The 23,945-nt window shown below is 70.8% G+C and carries 23 protein-coding genes and 1 pseudogene; 13 read left to right on the top strand and 11 right to left on the bottom strand.

Annotated features, from left to right (window positions below; genetic code table 11):
- Positions 1-32 precede the first annotated feature (32 nt).
- From ACZ5C2_RS03145 to ACZ5C2_RS03165, 5 genes are read left to right on the top strand one after another with little or no spacing between them, the layout of a single operon-like run.
- Positions 33-242: a hypothetical protein gene (locus ACZ5C2_RS03145; protein WP_468785954.1), complete on the top strand. Its 210-nt coding sequence runs from the start codon at positions 33-35 to the stop codon at positions 240-242.
- On the top strand, positions 239-454 hold the full coding sequence (locus ACZ5C2_RS03150) for a hypothetical protein (protein WP_365899038.1): 216 nt from the start codon (positions 239-241) through the stop codon (positions 452-454). The genes ACZ5C2_RS03145 and ACZ5C2_RS03150 overlap by 4 nt, the downstream gene beginning before the upstream one ends.
- A gap of 21 nt (positions 455-475) precedes the next feature.
- A complete protein-coding gene (gene recO, locus ACZ5C2_RS03155; protein WP_468785956.1) occupies positions 476-1,222 on the top strand; it encodes a DNA repair protein RecO in 747 nt (248 codons plus the stop codon).
- A gap of 21 nt (positions 1,223-1,243) precedes the next feature.
- On the top strand, positions 1,244-2,083 hold the full coding sequence (locus ACZ5C2_RS03160) for an isoprenyl transferase (RefSeq protein ID WP_468785958.1): 840 nt from the start codon (positions 1,244-1,246) through the stop codon (positions 2,081-2,083).
- A gap of 32 nt (positions 2,084-2,115) precedes the next feature.
- Positions 2,116-2,646, top strand: coding sequence for a YcxB family protein (locus ACZ5C2_RS03165; protein ID WP_468785960.1), 531 nt, complete (start codon positions 2,116-2,118; stop codon positions 2,644-2,646).
- A 297-nt stretch (positions 2,647-2,943) separates the two neighbouring features.
- Here ACZ5C2_RS03165 and ACZ5C2_RS03170 read toward each other — a convergent pair whose 3' ends face one another.
- From ACZ5C2_RS03170 to ACZ5C2_RS03185, 4 genes are all read right to left on the bottom strand, one after another.
- The gene (locus ACZ5C2_RS03170) at positions 2,944-3,354 is read right to left on the bottom strand and encodes a Fur family transcriptional regulator (protein ID WP_468785962.1); all 411 of its coding nucleotides are present in this window, start codon (positions 3,352-3,354) and stop codon (positions 2,944-2,946) included.
- Positions 3,355-3,416: 62 nt separating this feature from the next.
- Complete coding sequence (locus ACZ5C2_RS03175; protein WP_468785964.1) at positions 3,417-4,319, bottom strand: metal ABC transporter permease; 903 nt, start codon at positions 4,317-4,319, stop codon at positions 3,417-3,419.
- Positions 4,319-5,089 (bottom strand): metal ABC transporter ATP-binding protein, encoded by a 771-nt coding sequence (locus ACZ5C2_RS03180; RefSeq protein WP_468785966.1) that lies wholly within the window; start codon positions 5,087-5,089, stop codon positions 4,319-4,321. The genes ACZ5C2_RS03175 and ACZ5C2_RS03180 overlap by 1 nt, the downstream gene beginning before the upstream one ends.
- A 23-nt stretch (positions 5,090-5,112) precedes the next feature.
- Positions 5,113-6,111 (bottom strand): metal ABC transporter substrate-binding protein, encoded by a 999-nt coding sequence (locus ACZ5C2_RS03185; RefSeq protein WP_468785968.1) that lies wholly within the window; start codon positions 6,109-6,111, stop codon positions 5,113-5,115.
- A 161-nt stretch (positions 6,112-6,272) separates the two neighbouring features.
- Between ACZ5C2_RS03185 and ACZ5C2_RS03190 the strand changes: the two genes are divergently transcribed.
- Positions 6,273-7,655: a glycine--tRNA ligase gene (locus ACZ5C2_RS03190; protein ID WP_468785970.1), complete on the top strand. Its 1,383-nt coding sequence runs from the start codon at positions 6,273-6,275 to the stop codon at positions 7,653-7,655.
- A 359-nt stretch (positions 7,656-8,014) separates the two neighbouring features.
- Here the strand turns inward: ACZ5C2_RS03190 and ACZ5C2_RS03195 are convergent, their stop codons facing one another.
- Positions 8,015-8,221 (bottom strand): hypothetical protein, encoded by a 207-nt coding sequence (locus tag ACZ5C2_RS03195; RefSeq protein ID WP_468785972.1) that lies wholly within the window; start codon positions 8,219-8,221, stop codon positions 8,015-8,017.
- A gap of 166 nt (positions 8,222-8,387) precedes the next feature.
- On the opposite strand from ACZ5C2_RS03195, the gene ACZ5C2_RS03200 reads away from it, so the two are divergent.
- On the top strand, positions 8,388-8,861 hold the full coding sequence (locus ACZ5C2_RS03200) for a hypothetical protein (RefSeq protein ID WP_468785974.1): 474 nt from the start codon (positions 8,388-8,390) through the stop codon (positions 8,859-8,861).
- Between the two features lie 62 nt (positions 8,862-8,923).
- A complete protein-coding gene (gene dusB / locus ACZ5C2_RS03205) occupies positions 8,924-10,099 on the top strand; it encodes a tRNA dihydrouridine synthase DusB (RefSeq protein WP_468785976.1) in 1,176 nt (391 codons plus the stop codon).
- An 84-nt stretch (positions 10,100-10,183) separates the two neighbouring features.
- Here dusB and ACZ5C2_RS03210 read toward each other — a convergent pair whose 3' ends face one another.
- The gene (locus ACZ5C2_RS03210) at positions 10,184-11,944 is read right to left on the bottom strand and encodes an alkaline phosphatase family protein (RefSeq protein WP_468785978.1); all 1,761 of its coding nucleotides are present in this window, start codon (positions 11,942-11,944) and stop codon (positions 10,184-10,186) included.
- 597 nt (positions 11,945-12,541) lie between these two features.
- On the opposite strand from ACZ5C2_RS03210, the gene ppdK reads away from it, so the two are divergent.
- The gene (gene ppdK, locus ACZ5C2_RS03215) at positions 12,542-15,304 is read left to right on the top strand and encodes a pyruvate, phosphate dikinase (protein WP_468785980.1); all 2,763 of its coding nucleotides are present in this window, start codon (positions 12,542-12,544) and stop codon (positions 15,302-15,304) included.
- A gap of 467 nt (positions 15,305-15,771) precedes the next feature.
- The gene (locus ACZ5C2_RS03220; protein ID WP_468785982.1) at positions 15,772-16,392 is read left to right on the top strand and encodes a hypothetical protein; all 621 of its coding nucleotides are present in this window, start codon (positions 15,772-15,774) and stop codon (positions 16,390-16,392) included.
- Between the two features lie 31 nt (positions 16,393-16,423).
- Here the strand turns inward: ACZ5C2_RS03220 and ACZ5C2_RS03225 are convergent, their stop codons facing one another.
- Positions 16,424-16,864: an excalibur calcium-binding domain-containing protein gene (locus ACZ5C2_RS03225; protein ID WP_468785984.1), complete on the bottom strand. Its 441-nt coding sequence runs from the start codon at positions 16,862-16,864 to the stop codon at positions 16,424-16,426.
- 182 nt (positions 16,865-17,046) lie between these two features.
- Between ACZ5C2_RS03225 and ACZ5C2_RS03230 the strand changes: the two genes are divergently transcribed.
- Positions 17,047-17,967, top strand: a complete 921-nt coding sequence (locus ACZ5C2_RS03230) for an oxidoreductase (protein WP_468785986.1) — start codon at positions 17,047-17,049, stop codon at positions 17,965-17,967.
- An 8-nt stretch (positions 17,968-17,975) separates the two neighbouring features.
- Here ACZ5C2_RS03230 and ACZ5C2_RS03235 read toward each other — a convergent pair.
- From ACZ5C2_RS03235 to ACZ5C2_RS03250, 4 genes and pseudogenes are all read right to left on the bottom strand, one after another.
- A pseudogene (locus tag ACZ5C2_RS03235) lies at positions 17,976-18,089 on the bottom strand (superoxide dismutase); the annotation flags it as partial.
- Between the two features lie 97 nt (positions 18,090-18,186).
- Positions 18,187-18,537, bottom strand: a complete 351-nt coding sequence (gene nirD / locus ACZ5C2_RS03240; RefSeq protein WP_468785988.1) for a nitrite reductase small subunit NirD — start codon at positions 18,535-18,537, stop codon at positions 18,187-18,189.
- Positions 18,534-21,131, bottom strand: coding sequence for a nitrite reductase large subunit NirB (nirB, locus tag ACZ5C2_RS03245; RefSeq protein WP_468785990.1), 2,598 nt, complete (start codon positions 21,129-21,131; stop codon positions 18,534-18,536). The genes nirD and nirB overlap by 4 nt, the downstream gene beginning before the upstream one ends.
- Entirely contained in the window at positions 21,131-22,357 is a 1,227-nt protein-coding gene (locus ACZ5C2_RS03250) for an NAD(P)/FAD-dependent oxidoreductase (protein WP_468785992.1), read from the bottom strand. Before ACZ5C2_RS03250 ends, nirB begins: the two co-directional genes overlap by 1 nt.
- Positions 22,358-22,563: 206 nt before the next feature.
- Here ACZ5C2_RS03250 and ACZ5C2_RS03255 point away from each other — a divergent pair, with 206 nt between their 5' ends.
- Together ACZ5C2_RS03255 and ACZ5C2_RS03260 are read left to right on the top strand one after the other, a co-directional pair.
- Positions 22,564-23,346, top strand: a complete 783-nt coding sequence (locus tag ACZ5C2_RS03255) for a sulfite exporter TauE/SafE family protein (RefSeq protein ID WP_468785994.1) — start codon at positions 22,564-22,566, stop codon at positions 23,344-23,346.
- Between the two features lie 117 nt (positions 23,347-23,463).
- Positions 23,464-23,895, top strand: coding sequence for a hypothetical protein (locus ACZ5C2_RS03260; protein ID WP_468785996.1), 432 nt, complete (start codon positions 23,464-23,466; stop codon positions 23,893-23,895).
- The last annotated feature ends 50 nt before the right edge of the window (positions 23,896-23,945 follow it).

The following is a 23,945-nucleotide window of genomic DNA, read 5'->3' on the forward strand; positions in this document are numbered from 1 at the left end:
AAGAGTGAAAGTCGAAGGTGAGGGGAATCAGCGTGACGGCACGACATGCGGCGCACTGCGTCGAGGAAGCGGAGGAAGTGGTGAAGGAATTGCGGGCGGCACTCGCGAAAGCCGGAATTTCCCTGCCGTCACTGGGGCTGGACCCGGTGAGTCTCGCGCGGGAGGCGCCCTGTCCGCTGATCGAACTGGGGCGGTGCTCCGTGGAGACCGCGCGGCGGATCGCGGCGGCGGTGCCGCGGTGAAACCGCCCGTCGGCGCGTACGTCGTGGACACCGGGACCGAGCGGATCGGCATCGTCATGGGGCATGAGGGGCCCTACGTCCAGCTGAGACCGTACGGCGGCGGCCGGGAGTGGGACGCCGACCCCGGTGTCGTCCGGCACGCGACCCCCGCCGAACGGCTGCGCGCGGCGACGGCGTACGCCAATGCCCGCAGCCGCGGTGAGGTGCCCTGAGCGTAGGCGACAATGGATGCCATGAGTCTGTTCCGCGACGACGGCATCGTGCTGCGCACCCAGAAGCTGGGTGAGGCGGACCGGATCATCACCTTGCTTACGCGGGGTCACGGACGGGTACGCGCCGTGGCCAGGGGGGTGCGCCGGACGAAGTCGAAGTTCGGCGCGCGCCTCGAACCGTTCTCGCACGTGGATGTGCAGTTCTTCTCGAAGGGCAGCGAGCTGATCGGGCGCGGCCTGCCGCTGTGTACGCAGAGTGAGACGATCGCGCCGTACGGCGGCAGCATCGTGACGGACTACGCGCGCTACACCGCCGGGACGGCCATGCTGGAGACGGCCGAGCGGTTCACCGACCACGAGGGCGAGCCGGCGGTGCAGCAGTACCTGCTGCTGGTGGGCGCGCTGCGGACGCTGGCGAGGGGCGAACACGCGTCGCATCTCGTGCTCGACGCCTTTCTGCTGCGCTCCCTCGCCGTCAACGGGTACGCGCCCAGCTTCACCGACTGCGCGAAGTGCGGGATGCCGGGGCCGAACCGGTTCTTCTCGGTCGCGTCGGGCGGTTCCATCTGCCCCGACTGCCGGGTGCCCGGCAGCGTCGTACCCTCCCCGCAGGCCCTGGAACTCCTCGGAGCGCTGCTTACGGGAGACTGGGGGACCGCGGACGCGTGCGAGGCGCGGTACGTCCGGGAGGGGAGCGGGCTGGTGTCCGCGTACCTGCACTGGCATCTGGAGCGCGGGCTGCGCTCGCTGAGGTACGTCGAGAAGTAAGCACGAGGAGACGAGAGACACATGGCCGTACGCGGGTTCCTGGGGCGGCAGCGCCGGGAGTACAGGACGCCGGAACCGCACCCGTCCGGCGCGCGGCCCCCGAAGATCCCCAGGGAACTGGTCCCGAAGCATGTGGCGATCGTCATGGACGGCAACGGGCGCTGGGCCAAGGAGCGTGGTCTGCCGCGTACCGAGGGGCACAAGGTCGGCGCCGAGCGGGTGCTGGACGTGCTCCAGGGCGGGGTCGAGATGGGCGTGGGCGCCATCTCGCTGTACGCCTTCTCCACCGAGAACTGGAAGCGCTCGCCCGACGAGGTGCGCTTCCTGATGAACTTCAACCGGGACTTCATCCGCAAGACGCGCGATCAGCTGGACGAGCTGGGGATCCGCGTGCGGTGGGTCGGGCGGATGCCCAAGCTGTGGAAGTCGGTGGCCAGGGAGCTGGAGATCGCCCAGGAGCAGACGAAGGACAACGACCGGCTGACCCTGTACTTCTGCATGAACTACGGCGGGCGCGCGGAGATCGCGGACGCCGCGCAGGCGCTGGCGGAGGATGTGCGGGCCGGGCGGCTCGATCCGTCGAAGGTGAACGAGAAGACGCTGCAGAAGTACATGTACTACCCGGACATGCCGGACGTGGACCTGTTCCTGCGGCCGAGTGGCGAGCAGCGTACGTCCAACTACCTGCTGTGGCAGAGCGCCTACGCCGAGATGGTCTTCCAGGACGTGCTGTGGCCGGACTTCGACCGGCGTGACCTGTGGCGGGCGTGCCTGGAATTCGCTTCCCGGGACCGGCGGTTCGGTGGGGCGATTCCGAACGAGGAGCTGCTGGCCATGGAGGGTACGCAGCCCGACGGCTGACGCCGGGACCCGGGACGTTAGGGTTCCGCCCCATGGATCACCAGGGGCGGGACATGATCGAGGACAGCGGCACCGACGTCGTGGAGCTGGCCTACCGGCCGACGCGCACCGACATCCTCCGGGGCATCCAGGTCCGTGCCCGTGTGCGCGGGCTGGCGCCGGTGCGGTGGATCTTCGTCGTGCTGTTGGCCGGATTCGCCGCGTTCACGGCGCTCGCAGGGGCGGACGCCGCGGTGCTGACCGCGCTCCTGCTGCTGACCGCGGCACTGATCTGGGGCACGCCTCGCATCCAGGCCGGCCAGGTGTTCCGGGCCGTCTCGTGGCAGGGCGAGTACCGCGTCACCGTGACCGACGCCGGGATCACGGTCGAGAACGAGTACACGACGGTGGTGCAGCGCTGGACGCTGTTCCGCGGCTACCGCGAGACTCCCGAGCACGTGGTGCTGCTCAGCCGCGACCCGGGTCTTCTGGTGGTGGAGGTCGAACCCAAGCGCGGGCTGGGCGGCGAGGAGGACCTCCAGCGCCTGCGGGCCCTGCTCGACCGGCACCTCGCCCGGGTCTGACGGTTTCCCGCGTCGCGCGCGGAGACGCCGCGGCGGCTGTCCTTGCCACCGTGCGGCGGCGCCGGCCGTGCCGCCGGCCGGCTGGGGTGCTGCCGGGGTGCGGTGCGCTGCCCGGCGCTCGCGGGATGCCGCTGCCCGCCCGTGCCGCCCTCGGGGTACCTTCCGGGCCTCCAGGTACTGGGGGAGGCACGATGGGCCGCAGTGGGCCGCAGTGGGCCGCAGTTGGGTGGAGGAGGGTGCCCGCGGTCGGGCGGGGACGTGCCCCGCGGTCGGGCGGAGGAGCGGTGCGGGGTGCCGCTACGCCGCCGCGCAGTCGGCGCAGGTGCCGAAGATCTCCACCGTGTGGGCCACGTTGACGTAGCCGTGTTCGGCCGCGATGGCTTCCGCCCACTTCTCCACCGCCGGGCCCTCGACCTCCACCGCCTTGCCGCAGCTGCGGCAGACCAGGTGGTGGTGATGGTCGCCGGTGGAGCAGCGGCGGTAGACGGACTCGCCGTCGGCCGTGCGCAGGACGTCGACCTCGCCGGCGTCCGCGAGGGACTGCAGGGTGCGGTAGACCGTGGTGAGCCCGACCGAGTCGCCCTTGTGCTTGAGCATGTCGTGGAGCTCCTGCGCGCTGCGGAACTCGTCGACCTCCTGAAGGCACGCTGCCACGGCGGCACGCTGCCGGGTGGAGCGGCCCTTCACGGGCGGTCCTGCGGTCGTCACGGGGTTCCCTCCTCGCATCTGGCCTCTGCCCGGGCCATTGTGCCAGCCCGGGCGGAGGGCAGTCAGGCGCCGACCCCGCCCCCGGCCGTGCGGCTGGCCGGAATCGCGCACTCCGCGGGATCGCCGCCCGGTTGTGCGGCGGTCAGTGCCCGGGCGCGGCGGCGGGACAGCGGAGTGGCCAGCGCGGTCAGCGCGATGAACGCGGCGATGGTCAGCAGCACGATCGTCGCGCCGGGCGGCACGTCCTGGTAGTACGAGGTGACCGTGCCGCCGATGGTCACGCTCACGCCGATGGCGACGGCGATGGCGAAGGTCGCGGCGAAGCTGCGGGTGAGCTGCTGGGCCGCCGCGACGGGCACCACCATGAGCGCGCTCACCAGCAGCAGGCCGACCACCCGCATCGCCACGGAGACGGTGACCGCCGCCGTGACCGCCGTGAGCAGGTTGAGGAAGCGCACCGGCAGGCCCGTCACCCGCGCGAACTCCTCGTCCTGGCTGACCGCGAAGAGCTGCTTGCGCAGGCCGACGGTGACGAGGATCACCAGGGCGGCCAGCAGACAGATCGCGGTGACATCGGACTCGGAGACCGTGGACAGGGAGCCGAAGAGGAACGAGGAGAGGTTGCCCGTGGAACCGCCGGGGGCGAGGTTGATGAGCATCACGCCGCCGGCCATGCCGCCGTAGAAGAGCATCGCGAGGGCGATGTCGCCGCGGGTCTTGGCGTACCAGCGGACCAGTTCCATGAGGACGGCGCCGAGGACGGAGACCAGGGCCGCCATCCACACCGGGGACCAGCTGAGCAGGAAACCGAGGCCGACGCCGGTCATGGCGACGTGGCCGATGCCGTCACCCATGAGGGCCTGGCGGCGCTGGACCAGGTAGATGCCGACGGCGGGGGCGGTGATGCCGACCAGGACGGCGGCGAGCAGCGCCCGCTGCATGAAGGCGTAGTCGAGGATCTCCATCAGCTGAGCAGTCCTGTGCGGATCGGCCCGGCGCCTGCGGGAGCGTGCGGGTGGACGTGGTCGTGGCCGGGCAGGGCATGCTGGCCGACGGCCTTCGGTGGCGGGCCGTCGTGCGTGACGCAGCCGTCGCGCAGGACGACAGCCCGGTCGATCAGGGGCTCCAGGGGGCCCAGTTCGTGCAGGACGAGGAGGACCGAGGCGCCCTTGGCAACCTGGTGCCTCAGGGTCTCGGCGAGGACCTCCTGGCTGGCCAGGTCGACGCCCGCCATCGGCTCGTCCATGATCAGAAGTTCGGGGGCGGCGGCGAGCGCGCGGGCGATCAGGACGCGCTGGTGCTGGCCGCCGGAGAGGGCGTCCACGGAGTCCTTCGCGCGGTCCGCCATGCCGACCAGGTGCAGGGCATGCCGTACGGCCTCGCGGTCGGCCTTGCGGAACAGGCCGAAGCGGGTGCGGGCCAGGCGGCCGGAGGAGACGACCTCGGCGACCGTGGCGGGCACGCCGCCGGCGGCGGTGGTGCGCTGCGGGACGTAACCCACCCGCGCCCAGTCGCGGAACCGGTGCCGCGGGGTGCCGAACAGCTCGATCTCACCGGCGGTGACCGGTACCTGCCCGATGACGCCGCGCACGGCCGTCGACTTGCCGGAGCCGTTGGCGCCGAGCAGGGCGACGACCTCACCGCGGTGCACGGTGAGGTCGATGCCGCGCAGGACGGGACGGGAGCCCAGCTCGGCGTGGACGCCGCGCAGGGAGATGACGGGCTCGGTCGTCATGCCGTCCTCCGGTGGTTCGCCGTTCACTTGGCGCCCAGGGCCGTCTGCAGCGCCTTGAGGTTGGCTTCCATGACCTGGAAGTAGTCGTCGCCGCGGGACGTGTCCGTGATGCCCTCGAGGGGGTCGAGGACGTCGGTCTCGAGTCCGGTGTCGGCGGCGAGGGTCTTGGCGGTCCTGTCGCTGACGAGCGTCTCGTAGAAGACGGTGGTGACACCGTCGGCCTTTGCCATGTCCCCGAGCTCCTTCACCCGCGCGCCGCTGGGCTCGGACTCGGGGTCCAGGCCGCTGATGGCCTCCTCGGTCAGGCCGTAGCGCTCGGCGAGGTGGCCGAAGGCCGCGTGCGTGGTGATGAAGACGCCGGTCTTCCTGTCCTTCAGGCCGGTCGCGAACTTCTCGTCCAGGGTGTTCAGCTTGCCGACGAGGGCGTCGGTGTTCTTCTTGTAGTCGGCGGCGTGGTCGGGGTCGGCCTTCTCGAAGGCCTTGCCGACACCCTCGGCGACCTCGGCGTACTTGACCGGGTCGAGCCAGATGTGAGGGTCCTGGCCGTCCTCGTGCTCGTGGCCGTGCTCGTCCTCGTGGGCCTGCTCTTCCTCGTGGCCGTGCTCCTCGCCGTGCTCCTCCTCGTGGCCGCCGGTCTCGCTGCCGTGTGACTCCAGGGAGGTCAGGGTGGCCGCGTCGATCTTCGTCTTGACCTCGGACTGACCGATGGCCTCGTCGACGGTGGGCTGGAGGCCCTTGAGGTAGAGGGCCGCGTCGGACTCCTGGAGCTGCGCGGTCTGTTTGGCGCTGATCTCCAGGTCGTGCGGCTCCTGGCCGGGCTGGGTGAGACTGGTGACGTTGACGTGCTCGCCGCCGATCTGCTCGGCGAGGAAGGCCATCGGGTAGAACGACGCGACGACGTCGAACTTGTCGGTGTTGCCCGCGGCGGCGCTGTCGGAGGAGCAGGCGGTGAGGGTGCCGAGCCCGAGGGCGGTGACCGTGGCCAGCGCGGCCGCGGATATGTGGTGTCGTCGTACGTTCATGACAGTCATTTTCAACGAATATGGAAACGGTTGTCAACAACGCACGTGAGGGCCCTGGAGGCGGCACCGATTTGGCCGGGAGGCAGTCCCCGCCGGTAACCTGGGTCATTCGCTGGAAGCAATCTCGCTTCGTCGCCCGTCGTCGTAATGAAGAGAGCACCGTGGCCGCCGACAAGATCGACACCATCGTCAGCCTGAGCAAGCGCCGTGGCTTCGTATTCCCCAGTAGTGAGATCTACGGCGGTACGAAGGCCGCCTGGGACTACGGACCGCTGGGTGTCGAGCTCAAGGAGAACCTGAAGCGCCAGTGGTGGCGCTACATGGTCACCTCGCGCGAGGACGTGGTCGGTATCGACTCGTCCGTGATCCTGGCCCCGGAGGTGTGGGTCGCCTCCGGTCACGTCGCGACCTTCACGGACCCGCTGACCGAGTGCACCTCCTGCCACAAGCGGTTCCGCGCGGACCACCTGGAGGAGGCGTACGAGGAGAAGAAGGGTCACGCCCCGGAGAACGGCCTGATCGACCTCAACTGCCCCAACTGCGGCAACAAGGGCACCTTCACCGAGCCCAAGCAGTTCTCGGGTCTCCTCTCCACCCACCTCGGCCCGACCCAGGACTCCGGCTCCGTCGCCTACCTGCGTCCCGAGACCGCCCAGGGCATCTTCACCAACTTCGCCCAGGTGCAGATCGCTTCGCGCCGCAAGCCGCCGTTCGGCATCGCCCAGATGGGCAAGTCCTTCCGCAACGAGATCACGCCCGGCAACTTCATCTTCCGCACCCGCGAGTTCGAGCAGATGGAGATGGAGTTCTTCGTCAAGCCGGGCGAGGACGAGAAGTGGCAGGAGTACTGGATGGAGCAGCGCTGGAACTGGTACACCGGTCTCGGCCTGCGCGAGGAGAACATGCGGTGGTACGACCACCCGCAGGAGAAGCTCTCCCACTACTCCAAGCGCACCGCCGACATCGAGTACCGCTTCCAGTTCGGCGGCAGTGAGTGGGGCGAGCTGGAGGGCGTCGCGAACCGCACCGACTACGACCTGGGCGCGCACTCCAAGGCCTCCGGCCAGGACCTCTCCTACTTCGACCAGGATGCCGGCGAGCGCTGGACGCCGTACGTCATCGAGCCGGCGGCCGGTGTCGGCCGGGCGATGCTCGCCTTCCTGCTCGACGCCTACATCGAGGACGAGGCGCCCAACGCCAAGGGCAAGATGGAGAAGCGGACCGTGCTGCGGCTGGACCACCGCCTCGCCCCCGTGAAGGCGGCCGTGCTCCCGCTGTCCCGCAACGCGGAGCTGTCGCCGAAGGCCAAGGGCCTCGCACAGGCGCTGCGGCAGAACTGGAACATCGAGTTCGACGACGCCGGCGCGATCGGCCGTCGATACCGCCGCCAGGACGAGATCGGTACGCCGTTCTGCGTCACCGTCGACTTCGACACCCTGGACGACAACGCGGTGACCGTGCGTGAGCGCGACACCATGAAGCAGGAGCGCGTGTCGCTGGACCAGATCGAGGGGTACCTCGCCTCGCGGCTGATCGGCTGCTGACGTTCGTCGGACGTGCCCCGGCCGGGGGCTCCGCCCTCTGGAGCCCAGGCCCTCGCCCACCCTCCACCGACCGGGTCGGTCGGAGGGTGGGCGTTCGTGTGTCGGTGGTCGATGTGGCCGGCGGTGGCGATGACGGACGACGGATGACAGGTCCGGGGCGCCGTGCGGGATCGCCGAGGGCGAGGAGACCGTGAACCAGAGTCCCGGCTGCGTGACTGGCTCGCCACGCCGTTCGCCGCCGAACGCCGAACGCCGAACGCCGGGTGGCGAACGCCGAGCGGCGGGTGGCGGGTGGCGATCCGTAGCCGTTCGCCACGTACCGCGTCCTGACCGGTGAGCAGGGTGATGCGGTCGCCGGGTCACGCCGCGGTCGGGTCCACCGTCGCCTGGTGGGCCTCCGCCAGGTGCTCCTGAGCCTTGAGCCACGGCAGGAACTGGGCGCCTATGCGCCAGCCGCAGGTGTCACATCTGATCGTGCGCTGCACGCCGGTGCGCTGTACGTGCACGGTGTGCTCCCGGCCGTGCAGGTCCCAGCGGCTGACCTTGCTGGTGTCGATCTGCGGCATGACGCCTCCGGCGGTTCGCGTGTGGGTGGTGCCGTTCTTGTGCCCCGGTTCGGGGACGACAAGGAGTGTGCAGCACGAACAACATCAACAGGTCTTCCCGCGAAGGGAATTCCGCGACGGGAACGGACGGGGTACGGTGTCGCCGCTGCTGTGGAGGAGCGGGGAGGTGGCGGGCCGGGTGTCGGTGGAAGCGGTGGGTGCCTTCGTGGCCGCGCTCGCACTGGTGGTGTCCGTCCTTTCCGTGCTCTACGCGGCCAGACAGACGAAGGCCGCCACCGAGCAGACCAGGACCAGCAACGCGGTGGCAGCCGTCTCGGCGAACGACATGGCGCTCCGGTCACTGCGCGAGGTGCACCTCCTGATGCTCGAACGACCCGGATCACGCGCGTACTTCTACGGCGGCCGGCCGCTTCCCGAGCGGCCGGAGGAACGGGAAGCGATCCTCACCATCGCCGAACTGCTCGCCGATGTGCTGTGCAGCGGTGTCCACGTCCACCGGCAGCTGCCCGGCAGCACCAGCGCAGGGGCCTGGGACGACTACTGCCGGGTCACCCTGGCGAACAGCCCGGCCCTGCGCGACCTGGTGCGGGAGCACCCCGCGTGGTGGCCCACCCTGGTCGGTCTGCTTCCGGCGGAGTGATCACGCACTCGCCTGCACGATCACCGCGCCGAGTACCCCGCGGCATGCGGGACAATGGGGGAATGCCCACGCCCTCGCCGACCATGAGCACGACGACGAACGCCGTGAACACGACCCTGCCCATCGGACCGCACGCGGTGCGGCCGCCCGTCGTGCTGGCCCCGATGGCGGGGATCACCAACGCGCCGTTCCGCACCCTGTGCCGCGAGTTCAGCGGCGGCAAGGGCCTGTTCGTCAGCGAGATGATCACCACCCGGGCGCTGGTCGAGCGCAACGAGAAGACCATGCAGCTGATCCGGTTCGACGCGACCGAGCAGCCGCGCTCCATCCAGTTGTACGGCGTCGACCCGGCGACCGTCGGCAAGGCCGTCCGCATGATCGCGGAGGAGGATCTCGCCGACCACATCGACCTCAACTTCGGCTGTCCGGTCCCGAAGGTGACCCGCAAGGGCGGTGGTTCGGCCCTCCCGTACAAGCGGAACCTGCTGCGGTCCATCCTGCGCGAGGCGGTCAGCGGCGCCGGGGACCTGCCGGTGACGATGAAGATGCGCAAGGGCATCGACGACGACCACCTGACCTACCTGGACGCCGGCCGGATCGCTGTCGAGGAGGGCGTGACCGCCATCGCGCTGCACGGCCGTACCGCCGCCCAGCACTACGGCGGCACCGCCGACTGGGACGCCATCGCCCGGCTGAAGGAACACGTTCCGGAGATCCCGGTGCTCGGCAACGGCGACATCTGGTCGGCCGGGGACGCGCTGCGGATGGTGCGCGAGACGGGCTGCGACGGTGTGGTCGTGGGGCGCGGGTGCCTCGGCCGGCCGTGGCTGTTCGCGGACCTGGTCGCGGCCTTCGAGGGGCGCGGCGACGACTGCGCACGGCCCACCCTCCGCGAGGCGGCCGATGTCATGGTCCGGCACGCCACACTGCTCGGTGAGTGGATCGGCGACGAGTCCCGCGGCGTGATCGACTTCCGCAAGCACGTCGCCTGGTACCTGAAGGGCTTCGCGGTCGGTTCCGAGATGCGCAGGCGACTCGCGGTCACCTCCTCGCTGGAGGAACTGCGGGCCGGGCTCGACGAACTGGACCTGGACCAGCCCTGGCCCACCGGCGCCGACGGCCCCCGCGGCCGTACGTCCGGCAACAACCGGGTGGTGCTGCCGGACGGCTGGCTGAAGGACCCGTACGACTGCGCGGGTGTCGGCGAGGACGCGGAACTCGACACCTCCGGCGGCTGACCCGGCACCTCCGGTGGTTGACCCGGCATGTCCGGCGGCTGAGTTGGCACGTCCGGCGGCTGACCTGACACCTCCCGTCGCCGGTCACTCTCCGGTGGGGTGGGGGACGGAGCCGTAGGCGGTCAGGAAGCGATCGCGGAAGGCGCTCATCTTCCACACGGGCGCGTCCTTGGCCGGCCGGAGCCCTTCGGTCCAGTTCCAGTCGTCGATCTTCTCCAGCACCTCCGGGTCCCTGGCGACGACCGTCACCGGCACGTCACGGTTGGCGCCGTGGCCGCTGACCCGGGCGATGGGCTGGTGGTCGCCGAGGAAGACCAGCAGGGTGTCGTCGGTGCCGTAGCGCTCCAGCCACTGTGTGAGGCTGGTGACCGAGTACTGGATGGACCGGCCGTACTCCCGCCGGGACTCGGCGGAGTCGGCGATGACGTCGGACGACTTCCTCCCCGCCTTCTGGACGGCGTCGAAGATCGAACCGTCGCCGAGGCCGTCCCAGTCGACCAGCTCGGGGAGGGGTGCCCAGGGCTGGTGGCTGGAGGTGAGGATGACCTCCGACATCAGCGGTTTGTCGCGCTCCTGGCCGTGCTCCAGGCGCTCGAACGCCTCCAGGGCGTACTGGTCCGGCATGGTGGACCAGCTGAACTTCGGGCCGCGGTAGCCCAGTTCGAAGGCGTCGTAGACCCTGTCGAGGCCGTACCACTCCGCTTCCGGCCAGGCCTTCTGCACGCCGGGCATGATGCCGACGGTGTCCCAGGCGCCGGTCTTCTGGAACGCCTTGGTGAGGGTGAGGTGGTCGCCGTTGGTGACGGTGCGGTAGCGCTGCTGGTTGTCGATCCACAGGCCGGACAGGGCCGTGGAGTGGCCGAGCCAGCTGCTGCCGCCGTACGTCGCCGAGGTGAGCCAGCCGCTGCGCGCCCGGTAGCCGGCCTTCGCGAGCGCGGCGGTGCGGGTGTCGAGGGTGTCGGTGACACCGGGGGCGATGAGCGGGTCCTCGACGGCGCTGCGGCCGTAGCTCTCGACGAAGGCGAAGACGACGTCCTTCCCCCGCAGGTCGGGGACGAGCTGGTCGGGCGGAGTGGCGCCGAAGGTGTCCGCCCGTGCCTCCTTCGCGAACGCCGCCTCGTCGCGCAGGGTGTCCACCACACGCCGGGTCTGCCCCTTCACCGCCCCGGCGGCCCGGTCGGAGGCGACCGGCACCCCGGCGATCTGCACGCCGAGGGCGGTGCAGGTGATCCACACGGTGCCCGCGATCAGCGCGCTCCGGGTGGCGCGGGTGCGGTGCCGGGCCAGCAGGTTGCCGAGCCGGACGGTGGCCAGCGCCATGACGACCACGAGGAGCAGGGTGAGGAGGACCGCGCCGACGGTCGCGGCGGTGGCCGTCGCGCGGCCCATCGAGTCCTCGACGTAGGACTGGGCGTCGTCGAGCAGCCCCCAGTCGAGTACGACGTTGAAGCCCCGGCCCAGATACTCGGTGAACCCGATGTCCAGCAGGTTCAGCACGGTCAGCACACCGATGCCCGCCCCGTACAGCGCGGCCACGACGATGCGCGGGCGGCGGGGCAGGGCGAGCAGCAGTACGGCGCCGATGATGGCCTCGGCGGGAAGGCGCGCGAAGCGGCCGGGACGCAGGCCCGGAGCGCTGTTCGGCATCAGGAGGGCCCCGACGACCAGGACGGCGGCGAGGACGTGGACGGTCCACCGGAGGTTGCGTGCGGCGGTGGGGTGCGCGTCGCGTGCGTCGCGCAGGCGGGTGACGAGGCGCGGGCGTGCGAGGCCGTGCGGACGGGAGAGGACACGCAGGGGTGTGAGGCCGCGCAGGCGCGCGAGGACACGTGTGAAGGCAGGCAACCCGGAGGATCCTTCCGTACCGAGGCCGGTGAGGAGGCGGACCCGGCGTGGGGGTCCGGGTCCGCCGCCGTTCCGTACGGGCGGGCTGACCGGTGCGTTCATCCGACCGGGAATCGAGGGTGTGGGCCGGGTGCCCGGAGGGTGTACCCGGAGGGTGTCCCCGGCGGGTGTGCCCGGCGGGTGTGCCCGGGACCGGGCGGGCCGGTGCCCGGTGCCGGTCCGCATGGTGACATCGGGTGCCTTGTGGCAGCGTGATTCTCGCCACCCTTGATCAGGGTTGCGCTCAGATGAGCGGATCTTGAGCGACTGCACTTCTCAAAGGGTGGCACTCAGTGCCACCCTTTGATCGTTCATCGGGCGAAATCAAACGTGGAGATTGTTGCTCATGTGAGCGGATGGAGGTCCCTGTGGCGGGATGACGCGTTCAAGAAGTGAAAACATTCGACCGTGACCGCTTGCCGAGCTTTGACTTTCAATCCGCTGGCGCACGAGTGGTTACAGGCGCATGACGCGCACGTGGACGTACCCAGACGCCTTTGATCTGGGTACATTCCTCGCCGTCAGGGCAGCCACCGCGTCCTCGAGGAGTCGAGACCCGTGTCGGAAAACAAAGATCCCCACGTAGCTCAGCCGGGCACGAGCGTTGAGGGCGTGAAGTTCGTCTACGACTTCACCGAGGGCAACAAGGACCTCAAGGACCTGCTCGGCGGCAAGGGCGCCAACCTCGCCGAGATGACCAACCTGGGTCTTCCCGTCCCGCCCGGCTTCACCATCACCACCGAGGCCTGCAAGACCTACCTCGACAGTGGCGAGGAGCCCGCGGAACTGCGGGACGAGGTGAGTGCGCACCTCGACGCCCTCGAGGCGAAGATGGGCAAGAAGCTCGGCCAGGCCGACAACCCCCTCCTCGTGTCGGTCCGCTCCGGTGCCAAGTTCTCCATGCCGGGCATGATGGACACCGTCCTCAACATCGGTCTGTCGGACAAGTCCGTGCAGGGCCTGGCCAAGCAGGCCGGCGACGACCGGTTCGCGTGGGACTCCTACCGGCGCCTGATCCAGATGTTCGGCAAGACCGTCCTCGGCGTCGACGGCGACCTCTTCGAGGACGCGCTGGAGGCGGCGAAGGCGGCCAAGAAGGTCACCGTCGACACCGAGCTGGAGGCCGCCGACCTCAAGAAGCTCGTCACCAGGTTCAAGAAGATCGTCAAGACCGAGGCCGGCCGGGACTTCCCGCAGGACCCGCGCGAGCAGATGGACCTCGCCATCAAGGCCGTCTTCGACTCCTGGAACGGCGACCGCGCCAAGCTCTACCGCCGCCAGGAGCGCATCCCGCACGACCTGGGCACCGCCGTCAACGTCTGCTCCATGGTCTTCGGCAACCTCGGCCCCGACTCCGGCACCGGCGTCGCCTTCACCCGCGACCCCGCCTCCGGCCACCAGGGCGTCTACGGCGACTACCTGCAGAACGCGCAGGGCGAGGACGTGGTCGCGGGCATCCGCAACACCGTGCCGCTCGCGGATCTGGAGTCGATCGACAAGAAGTCGTACGACCAGCTGATGCAGATCATGGAGACCCTGGAGAACCACTACAAGGATCTCTGCGACATCGAGTTCACCATCGAGCGCGGCCAGCTGTGGATGCTCCAGACCCGTGTCGGCAAGCGCACCGCGGGTGCCGCCTTCCGCATCGCCACGCAACTCGTCGACCAGGGGCTGATCGACGAGGCCGAGGCGCTCTGCCGGGTCAACGGCGCCCAGCTCGCCCAGCTGATGTTCCCCCGCTTCGACGACGAGTACGCCCGCGGCGGGGAAGGGGTGGCGCAGGTCGGGCGCGGCATCGCCGCCTCCCCGGGCGCGGCGGTCGGCAAGGCCGTCTTCGACTCGTACACCGCCGTCAAGTGGTCCCGTTCCGGCGAGAAGGTCATCCTGATCCGCCGCGAGACCAACCCCGACGACCTCGACGGCATGATCGCGGCCGAGGGCATCCTCACCTCGCGCGGCGGCAAGACCTCCCACGCGGCCGTCGTCGCCCGCGGCATGGGCAAGACCTGTGTCTGCGGCGCCGAGGAGCTCGAGGTCGACACCAAGCGCCGCCGCATGACCGTCCCGGGCGGGCACGTGGTGGAGGAGGGCGACGTCGTCTCCATCGACGGCTCCTCCGGCAAGGTCTACCTCGGTGAGGTCCCGGTCGTCCCGTCCCCCGTCGTGGAGTACTTCGAGGGCCGGATGCACCCGGGCGCCGACGACGCCGACGAGCTCGTCGAGGCCGTGCACCGGATGATGGCCTTCGCCGACCGCAAGCGCCGCCTGCGCGTACGCGCCAACGCCGACAACGCCGAGGACGCGCTGCGCGCCCGCCGCTTCGGCGCCCAGGGCATCGGCCTGTGCCGCACCGAGCACATGTTCCTCGGCGACCGGCGCGAGCTGGTGGAGCGGCTGATCCTGGCCGACACCGAGGCGGAGCGCGAGGAGTCCCTGAAGGCCCTGCTCCCGCTCCAGAAGCAGGACTTCGTGGAGCTCTTCGAGGCGATGGACGGCCTCCCGGTCACCGTCCGCCTGCTCGACCCGCCGCTGCACGAGTTCCTCCCCGACATCACCGAACTGTCGGTCCGCGTCGCCCTCGCCGAGTCCCGGCAGGAGCCGCACGAGAACGAACTGCGCCTGCTCCAGGCCGTGCACCGGCTGCACGAGCAGAACCCGATGCTGGGTCTGCGCGGCGTCCGTCTCGGCCTGGTCATCCCCGGCCTGTTCACCATGCAGGTGCGGGCCATCGCGGAGGCAGCCGCCGAGCGCAAGGGCGCCAAGTGCGACCCCCGCGCGGAGATCATGATCCCGCTGGTCGGCACGGTCCAGGAGCTGGAGATCGTCCGCGAGGAGGCCGACCAGGTCATCGCCGAGGTCGAGAAGGCCACCGGCACTTCGCTCAAGCTCGCCATCGGCACGATGATCGAGCTCCCGCGCGCCGCCCTGACCGCCGGCCAGATCGCCGAGGCGGCGGAGTTCTTCTCCTTCGGCACGAACGACCTCACCCAGACGGTGTGGGGCTTCAGCCGGGACGACGTGGAGGCCTCCTTCTTCACGGCGTACCTGGAGAAGGGCATCTTCGGGGTGTCACCGTTCGAGACGATCGACAAGGACGGCGTCGGCTCCCTGGTGAAGCTGGCCGCCAAGGCCGGCCGAGCGACCCGCCCCGACCTCAAGCTCGGCGTCTGCGGCGAGCACGGCGGTGACCCGGAGTCCGTCCACTTCTTCCACGAGGTCGGCCTGGACTACGTCTCCTGCTCCCCGTTCCGCATTCCGGTCGCCCGCCTGGAGGCCGGCCGCGCGGCGGTCACCTCGGCGGGCAGCGACCACCGCTGAGCCCTCCGGGGCGTTTGAACCCCGGAGCCGTCGTCTGTCACCCGACCACCCTCACCGATCGGCGACGGCTCCGGATCACGAAGAGAGAGGGCGGCACCCGTGCGGGGGTGCCGCCCTCTCCCGTGGACCTGCTCCGTGGGCGACATCGTTCGCGTTCGTATCCGGTGGCCTGTGCGTGCCGAACGCGCCCTTTCGAGCAGGACCTTGGCGACGAGTTCGCCGAACTCCTCGTCGGCGAGCCCCTGCTGGGTCAGGGCGGAGCCCCGGAGGTGCTTGATGCGCTTGCCGTTCGTCAGGTCGGCCCAGTTGCTCACGGTCACCCCGGTGCGTTTGCTCGGGCTGCTGTCCTTCGATGGTAGGTCCCGATGTAGTGTCCCGTGCCGGACTTGTACAGCCGCCACCGCGGGAACATGGGGGACACAGTGCCGTTTCGGATACGCAGGAGCACCGTCAGGCCGCTGAGCAGTATGGGTGGGTACGCCGTCGACCCGTGGCGGTCGCTGTGGCGCACGGTCGGGGTGGTGCTGTTCGGGTGGGCCGCCGCGGCCCTCACGGCGGGGGCGTCCTACCTGGCGCTGCGCTGGGTCGCGGTGCCCATCGTCGTGGGGGTCGTGCTGTGCCTGGCGTTCGTCATGATGCTGGCGCTGCTGCACCGCGCGGGGTGGATCGCCCTGCTGTCGCTCGTGCCCGGGTTGTTCATCCTCGTCGGGGCCGTCCAGTACGCCCCCGAGGCGGCGCTGGAGGTGCGCGGGGTGCGCGAGAGCGTGGTGATCGTCGCGGACAGCGCGACCGGGAAGGACGGCAAGAACCACCGGCTCACGCTGCGTACGGCGGACGGTGGGGAGCTGGAGGAGCGGCTCACCTACAAAGGCTCCGGGGCCCCTCGGGTGGGCGAGCGGCTCGACGTCATCCATGACCCGGACGGCGTGGTGCCCATGGAGCGGGCGGACGAGGTGGACCCCGCGGGGCGGCTCGGCGGTCTGATCGCAGGCCTGGTGGCGTGGACGCTCATGGCGGTTCTGGCCGGTTGGCGCGGGCATGTGCGCCGTCGGCAGGGGAAGACCGACTCCCTGCTGCTGTCCCTGTAGGACGGGGAGTTGGTCTCCGCTGGGGACTGCGTCAGCGGGCGTCGTCGCGCCGCTTGCGGGCCGCGATCATCACACCGCCGCCCAGGAGGACGACGGCCGCACCGCCCGCCGCGATGTACGGGGTGGTGTCGCTGCCGCCGGTCTCGGCGAGGTCGGTGCCGCCGCCGCTCTCCCCCTTGGCGCCGCTCTCCTCCTTGGCGCCGGTGTCCTCCGCGTCCGAGCCGGTGTCGCCGGTCTCCTCGTGCGGCGTGAAGTCCGCGGGCGGCTGGTCGCAGCCGATGCCGTCGTTGTCGCGGTCCAGGTGCTTGCCGTAGTGGTCGTCGCCCTTGGAGATGTTGCTGTACCCGTTGTCGTACGCGTCGGTGCAGTTCTTGAACGGGTGGTTGCCGTCGTGAGCCACGGCGGTGGCCGGTACGGCGGCCATGGCCAGGGCGGCGAGGATCGCGGCGGCGGAGGTACGGAACGGGTTCATGGTGAGAAGCCCCCCAGATTGGGCGTAAGTGTGTGCTTGGTGCGAGGGGCTCGAAGCTACTGGTGCGTGTAGGGGGAGTGGCGGGAATATGAAGGTCCTGTGATACGAACGTTACGTGACCGGGGGGTAGCTCTCCGCCATGAAACCCGGCGCCGCGCCCGTCCGCCTCGTAGGCTGGAGCCATGTCCGGTTGGAAGGCGCACGACATCCCCGACCAGAGCGGGCGGCTTGCCGTGGTCACCGGGGCGAACGGCGGGCTGGGCCTCGTGGTCGCCCGGGAGCTGGCCCGCAGGGGCGCCCGGGTGGTGCTCGCCTGCCGCAGCGAGGCGCGGGGGAGCCGGGCCCTCGAGCGGTTGCTCACCGACGTGCCGGGAGCCGAGGCGGAGGTGCGGCCGCTGGACCTCGCGGACCTGGGCTCCGTACGGGGTTTCGCGGCCACGCTGCCGTACGGGCGGATCGACCTGCTCGTCAACAACGCCGGGGTCATGGCACTGCCCCACGGGACGACCGCGGACGGATTCGAGACGCAGTTCGGGGTCAACCACCTGGGACACTTCGCCCTCACCGGGCTGCTGGCGCCGGCGCTGCTCGCCGCGCCGGGGGCGCGGATCGTGACCGTCTCCAGTTTTATGCACGTGCTGGCCAACATCGACCCCCGTGACCTCAACAGCGAGCGGAGCTACCGGCGTTGGGTCGCCTACGCCCGGTCCAAGTCCGCCAACCTGCTGTTCACGCACGAGCTGGCCCGCAGGCTCGCCGCCCACGGCAGTGACGCGGTGGCCGCCGCCGCCCACCCCGGGTACGCGGACACCGGCCTCCAGGCCCAGGGACCGCGCGCCGAAGGGCGCCGGACGGCCGAGCGGGTGGTGCGGCTCGGCAACCGGCTTCTCGCCCAGTCCGCCGAGGCGGGCGCGCTGCCCGTGCTGTACGCCGCGACCGCGCCCGGCGTCCGCCCCGACGCGTTCGTGGGCCCGTCCTTCGCCATGTGGCGCGGGGCGCCCGCGCGGTCCTGGCGGGCGCCCTGGACCCTCGACGACAGGTCGGGGGAGCGGCTGTGGGCCGCTTCCGAGGAGCTCACGGGCGTCACGTACGACGCCCTGTGACGGCTACGCGGAACCGCCACCGCCGTGAACGTCGTCTCCGGCGTCTGCGGGCTGGTGAAGCGGGCGTTGACCAGGGAGAGGCGGTCGCGGAAGCGGGCGGCGGTGGCGGGGACGTCGAAGCGCGTCGACCACGTTCTCCGCGCCGGACAGGGTGATGCACCCGGACCGCCGGGCGCAACGACCCGAAATCGACAGGAAGTCGACAGCCGACCCGCCGGTTCAGGCCGCCTTCACCTCGTACGCCGCCACCCGTACCGCCTCGTCGTCCAGACACCGCCCCGACTCCAGGTCGAAGCGCTGCTTGAGGAGCGGGGAGGCGACGAAGGGCCGGCCCCGGTGGGTGCCGGTCAGGCCGCGGGAGAGGACCGCCGCGCCGGTGAAGGGGTCGCGGTTGTCGATGGCGTAGAGGCGGCCGGCACGGTCGGCGAAGAGGGCGACCTGGCGGCCGTCGGGCAGGAGCGCCGCCACCCCGCGGCCCGGGAGCAGGGTGCTCAGGTCGCAGACCGTGAACCACTCGTTCGTCAACCGGAGTTGAACCTTCAGGTCGGTGGTCTCGAGTGCCAGGGTCATCGCGTCGCGGTTCCTTCCAGGATGTCGTCGGCAGGGCGCAGGCCGATGGTCAGCAGCGGCAGGTCGGGCTTCATCTGGTCGCGCTCCGGGACGAAGGCGACCACCGGGTCGGGGGTGTCGGGCGCGTTCACGAAGGACACGAACCGGGCCAGCTTCTCCGGGTCGTTGATGGTCTCGGCCCACTCGTCGCGGTAGTGGGCGACATGGGCGGCCATCAGGGACTCCAGCTCGTCGCAGATGCCGAGGGAGTCGTGGACCACCACGTCCCGCACGTGGTCCAGGCCGCCGGGGATCCGGTCCAGCCAGACGCTGGTGCGCTCCAGGCGGTCGGCGGTGCGGATGTAGAACATCAGGAACCGGTCGATGAGACGGACGAGTTCGGCGTCCGAGAGGTCCTGGGCGAGCAGGTCGGCGTGGCGCGGGGTGGCGCCGCCGTTGCCGCCGACGTAGAGGTTCCAGCCGTTCGCCGTGGCGATGACGCCGAAGTCCTTCGACCGGGCCTCGGCGCACTCGCGCTGACAGCCGGAGACCGCGGACTTGAGCTTGTGCGGGGAGCGCAGACCCCGGTAGCGCAGCTCCAGGTCGATCGCCATGCGCACGGAGTCCTGGACGCCATAACGGCACCAGGTCTGCCCGACACAGGACTTCACGGTGCGTAGCGACTTGCCGTAGGCGTGTCCGGACTCGAAGCCGGCGTCGACCAAACGGGTCCAGATCAGCGGGAGTTGCTCGACACGCGCGCCGAACATGTCGATCCGCTGGCCGCCGGTGATCTTCGTGTAGAGGCCGAAGTCGCGGGCGATCTCGCCGATGACGATCAGCTTCTCGGGAGCGATCTCCCCGCCGGGGATGCGCGGCACGACCGAGTACGAGCCGTTCTTCTGCAGGTTGGCCAGGAAGTGGTCGTTGGTGTCCTGAAGGGCGGCCTGTTCGCCGTCGAGGACGTGCGTGCCGGCGCCGATCGCCGGGGCGAGGGAGGCGATGATCGAGCCGACCGCCGGCTTGCAGACCTCGCAGCCGTCACCGCCCCGTGCGGCCTCACGGCCGTGCCGGTCGAGCAGTTCCCGGTAGGAGGTGATGCGCAGGGCGAGGACGATCTCGTACAGCTCCTCGCGGGTCCGGGAGAAGCAGGCGCACAGGCCCTTGTCGACCTCGACGCCGCTCGCCTCCAGTTCGGCGTTGATCAGCTGGCCGAGGACCTTGACGCAACTTCCGCACGTCGTACCGGCCTTGGTGCACTTCTTCACCTCGGGCACCGTGGTGCACCGGTGCTCGGTGACCGCCTCGCGGATGGTGCCCTTGCGGACGTTGTTGCAGGAGCAGATGATCGCGTCGTCCGGCAGGGCGGTCGGGCCCAGCTGGACGGGCGCCCCGGTGCCGGCCGGCAGCACCAGCGACTCGGGCGGGACCGGGGGCACCGAGCCGGTGAAGGCCTTCAGCGTGCCGTACGCCTCCGCGTCGCCGACCAGGATGCCGCCGAGCAGCGTGCCGTCCCGGCCGATGACCAGCTTCTTGTACAGGCCGGCGCGGGAGTCGGAGTAGACGACGTCGAGGCAGTCGTCGGCGGTGCCGTGCGCGTCGCCGAAGGACGCCACGTCCACGCCGAGCAGCTTCAGTTTGGTGGACAGGTCCGCGCCGGTGAACGCCGACTCGTCGGCGGCGATGGTCGCGGCGGCCGTCTCGGCCTGCTCGTAACCGGGCGCGACCAGTCCGTACACCCGGCCGTCGGCGGCCAGCGCGCACTCGCCGATCGCGAACACGCGCGGGTCGGCGACGCTGCGGCACTGCTCGTCGACCGCGATGCCGCCCCGCTCGCCGACCGTCAGGCCGCAGTCCCGGGCCAGCTGGTCACGGGGGCGGACACCGGCGGAGAACACCACCATGTCGGTGGGCAGTTCGCTGCCGTCGGACAGCTTCATGCCGGTGACGGCGCCGTCCTCACCGACCACGATCTCCTGCGTGCCCACACCCGTGTGCACGTTCAGGCCCATGTCCTCGATGGTGCGCAGCAGCGCCGCGCCCCCGCCCTCGTCGACCTGCACGGGCATCAGGCGCGGAGCGAACTCCACGATGTCGGTGTTCAGCCCGAGACCCTTGAGCGCGCCCGCCGCCTCCAGGCCCAGCAGTCCGCCGCCGACCACCGCGCCGGTCGTCGACCTCTTCGCGTACTCCTCGATGGCGAGCAGGTCCTCGATGGTGCGGTAGACGAAGCAGCCCTCGGCGTCCTTGTTCGGCACCGGCGGCACGAACGGGTAGGAGCCGGTGGCCAGGACCAGAACGTCGTAGCCGACGACCAGCCCCGAACGGGCGGTCACCTCCCGCGCCGCACGGTCGATGGTCTCCGCCGGGTCACCGACGCGCAGCTCGATGCCGTGGTCCTCGATGAGCTTCAGGTCCGTCAGGGACAGGTCATCGGGGGTCTTCCCCGAGAAGTACGAGGTGAGCTGTACGCGGTCGTACGCCGGACGCGGCTCCTCGCACAGCACGACCACGCGGTGCGTGGCGGTCAGGCCGCGCTCGGCGAGCGCCTCGAGGAAACGCTGGCCGACCATGCCGTGGCCGACGAGCACGATGGTCGGTGTGTCCGTGGACATCAGGAGCCTCCGTCGTTGGTGAGCAGGTGGAGCAGGGGCCCGCCGGCGGACGGGAGCGGCTCTGCTCCCTCCCAGGCGCGCGCGAGGGCGCCGACGGTGCCGAGTTCGCCGACCAGAACCCCGCCCACCAGGCGGTCGTCGCGGACGACGACCTTGCGGTAGGTGCCCCGGGTGGCGTCGGTGAGCTGGACGACGTCGTCGCCCGGCAGTGCCTCGGTCTCGCCGAACGCGGCCAGGTCGAAGGGACCGAAGGGGCCGTCCGAACCGGTGAGGGTGAGCCGGGTCAGGGAGCGGGTGCCGGTGTAGCGCGCGCCGGTGTCCCCGGCGAGCAGTGCGGCGAGCGCGTCGGCCTGTTCCAGGGCCGGCGCGGCGAGCCCGTAGACCGTGTCCGCGTGCTGGACGCAGTCGCCGATCGCGTGGATGTACGGGTCGGAGGTGCGCAGCCGGTCGTCGACGACGACGCCCTTGCGTACCTCCAGCCCCGCCGCCTGCGCGAGACCCGTCCTCGGGTGCACCCCGCAGGCCAGGACCACGAGGTCGGCGCCGAGGGCGTACCCGTCGGCCATCTCCACCGAGCGGACCGCGCCGGCGACGCAGCGCACGTCCCGCACACGGCACTCGGTGTGCACCTCGACGCCGAGGCCGGTCAGGTGCCGCCGGACGAGCGCGGAGGCGGCGGGGTCGAGCTGGCGTTCCATGAGCCGCTCGGACTGCTGGGCGAGGACGACCTGCGCGCCGCGCACGGCGAGCGCGCGGGCCGCGGAGACCCCGAGGAGCCCGCCGCCGATCACCACCGCCCGCACCCCGGGCCGTACCGCCTTGGCCAGGCCCAGGCAGTCGTCCATGGTGCGGAAGGCGTGCACGCCCTCGGGCAGCTCGTGGTCCGCGGTGAACAGTCCGCGCAGCGGCGGCAGCACCGGGTTCGATCCGGTGGCCAGCACCAGCCGGCCGTACCCGGTCACCGAACCGTCCGCGCAGGCGACGGTGCGCGCCGCGCGGTCGATGCCGGTGACCCGGGCCCGGGTGAGCTCCGCGGGCGCGGGCAGGGCGATCACCTCGGGGCTGTAGCGCCCGGCCAGCACCTCGGCGAGCAGCACCCTGTTGTACGGGCGGTGCTCCTCCTCGCCGATCAGCGTCACGGGCGTGCCGTGCTCGCCGAGCCGCCGGGCGAGTCGTACGCCCGCGAGGCCGGAGCCGATCACCACCACACGCTCGTTCGAGGTCATGTCCTTGAGCGTGCGGTGCGGGTGTTACCCGGCAGCATCCCCTCTGTTTCCCGCGCGGAACGCTGCCCTCAGCGGGGGCGGAGGCGGGATGTGAGGGTTCCGGGCCCCGACGGGACGGCGGGTGTGAGGAGGCCGACGCGGCGGCAACCTCAACAAACGCTCATCTTGATGGACGCACCATCTATCGCGTCCATAGGCTCACGACCATGCCCGACATCTCCCTGACCACGGTCGTTCTGCTCTGTCTGGCCGCCCTAGCCGCCGGCTGGATCGACGCGGTGGTCGGCGGCGGCGGACTGCTCCTCCTGCCGGCCCTGCTGCTCGGCCTGCCCGCCGGCACCCCGGCCGCGCACGCCCTGGGCACCAACAAGGCGGTCGCGATCGTAGGCACCACGGGCGCCGCGGTGACGTACGCCCGCAAGGCACCGGTGGACGTGAAGACCGCCGTACGCATCGGCCTGGCCGCTCTCGCCGGCTCGTCGGCCGGGGCCTTCTTCGCCGCCGGGATGAGCACCGAGGTGCTCAAACCGGTCATCATGGTGGTGCTGCTCGCGGTGGCCGCGTTCGTCATCCTGCGCCCCGCCTTCGGCACGGCCCCCGCGACCGGCCCGGTCACCCGCCGCCGGAGAGTCGCCGCGATCGGCCTGGCCGGCCTCGGCATCGGCTTCTACGACGGTCTCATCGGCCCCGGCACCGGTACGTTCCTCGTCCTGGCGCTCACCGCCCTGCTCCACCTCGACCTGGTCACCGCCTCCGCCACCGCCAAGATCGTCAACTGTTGCACCAACGCCGGCGCCCTCGCCATGTTCGCCTGGCAGGACGCGGTGCTGTGGCAGCTGGCGGCGCTGATGGCGGTGTTCAACCTGGCGGGCGGCACGCTCGGCGCCCACACGGCCCTGAAAAAGGGCAGCGGCTTCGTCCGCGTCGTCCTGCTGACGGTCGTCTTCGCGCTGGTGGCGAACCTGGCGTACGAGCAGTGGCTGGCGTAGGCGCGGGGCGGGCCCGGATTCGGACCCGGACGCGGACCCGGTGGGTGGACCATGAGCAGGTGCGTGGACGATGTCCGTCGGCACGGATCTCCCTGTGCCGGAACGGAGGGGGACACGATGATTCCCCGGGTCGGCGACGAAGTGGTCGTCTCCTGCGAGCCGGCGAAGGCCGAAGTCGTACGCGTCGACGCGCGGTACATCGTGGTGAAGTGGCCGTGGGGAGCGATCGACGACTCCTCGAATCTCCGGTGGGACGGAACGAGCGCCCTGCCGTACGGCGAGCCGCACCGGGAATGGGTTCCCTACCGGATCGAGCCCGCGCCGTCCGGGCTCCGGGCGGGAGACAGCTGCACGGTGTCCATTCCGCCGACCCGTCTCCACGTCGGGCATTACGAGGAATACGACCCTCCACGAAATCTCGGCTGGTCCCCGGCGCCCACCGCGGGAATCCACGTACTCCCCCCGGAGAACCCGGACGACGAGGAGGCGGGGTGCATGCTGTATCTCGGCGGTGCCGAACCCACCCGCCTGGAGCCGGTCGAGGACTGAGCCGCCGGCGGTGTGCGGCCGCCCGGAACGGTGGTACGCCCGGAACGGTG

The organism is Streptomyces sp. NPDC031365 (assembly GCF_055569765.1).

Coding starts and splice junctions, on each gene's coding strand:
- ACZ5C2_RS03185 (WP_468785968.1), bottom strand. CDS start 6,111: ATGAACGTACGACGACACCACATATCCGCGGCCGCGCTGGCCACGGTC.
- ACZ5C2_RS03180 (WP_468785966.1), bottom strand. CDS start 5,089: ATGACGACCGAGCCCGTCATCTCCCTGCGCGGCGTCCACGCCGAGCTG.
- nirD (WP_468785988.1), bottom strand. CDS start 18,537: ATGACCCTGGCACTCGAGACCACCGACCTGAAGGTTCAACTCCGGTTG.
- ACZ5C2_RS03255 (WP_468785994.1), top strand. CDS start 22,564: ATGCCCGACATCTCCCTGACCACGGTCGTTCTGCTCTGTCTGGCCGCC.
- ACZ5C2_RS03220 (WP_468785982.1), top strand. CDS start 15,772: ATGGGTGGGTACGCCGTCGACCCGTGGCGGTCGCTGTGGCGCACGGTC.
- ACZ5C2_RS03195 (WP_468785972.1), bottom strand. CDS start 8,221: ATGCCGCAGATCGACACCAGCAAGGTCAGCCGCTGGGACCTGCACGGC.
- ACZ5C2_RS03165 (WP_468785960.1), top strand. CDS start 2,116: ATGGATCACCAGGGGCGGGACATGATCGAGGACAGCGGCACCGACGTC.
- dusB (WP_468785976.1), top strand. CDS start 8,924: ATGCCCACGCCCTCGCCGACCATGAGCACGACGACGAACGCCGTGAAC.
- ACZ5C2_RS03175 (WP_468785964.1), bottom strand. CDS start 4,319: ATGGAGATCCTCGACTACGCCTTCATGCAGCGGGCGCTGCTCGCCGCC.
- ACZ5C2_RS03225 (WP_468785984.1), bottom strand. CDS start 16,864: ATGAACCCGTTCCGTACCTCCGCCGCCGCGATCCTCGCCGCCCTGGCC.
- ACZ5C2_RS03250 (WP_468785992.1), bottom strand. CDS start 22,357: ATGACCTCGAACGAGCGTGTGGTGGTGATCGGCTCCGGCCTCGCGGGC.
- ACZ5C2_RS03160 (WP_468785958.1), top strand. CDS start 1,244: ATGGCCGTACGCGGGTTCCTGGGGCGGCAGCGCCGGGAGTACAGGACG.
- ACZ5C2_RS03260 (WP_468785996.1), top strand. CDS start 23,464: ATGATTCCCCGGGTCGGCGACGAAGTGGTCGTCTCCTGCGAGCCGGCG.
- nirB (WP_468785990.1), bottom strand. CDS start 21,131: ATGTCCACGGACACACCGACCATCGTGCTCGTCGGCCACGGCATGGTC.
- ACZ5C2_RS03230 (WP_468785986.1), top strand. CDS start 17,047: ATGTCCGGTTGGAAGGCGCACGACATCCCCGACCAGAGCGGGCGGCTT.
- recO (WP_468785956.1), top strand. CDS start 476: ATGAGTCTGTTCCGCGACGACGGCATCGTGCTGCGCACCCAGAAGCTG.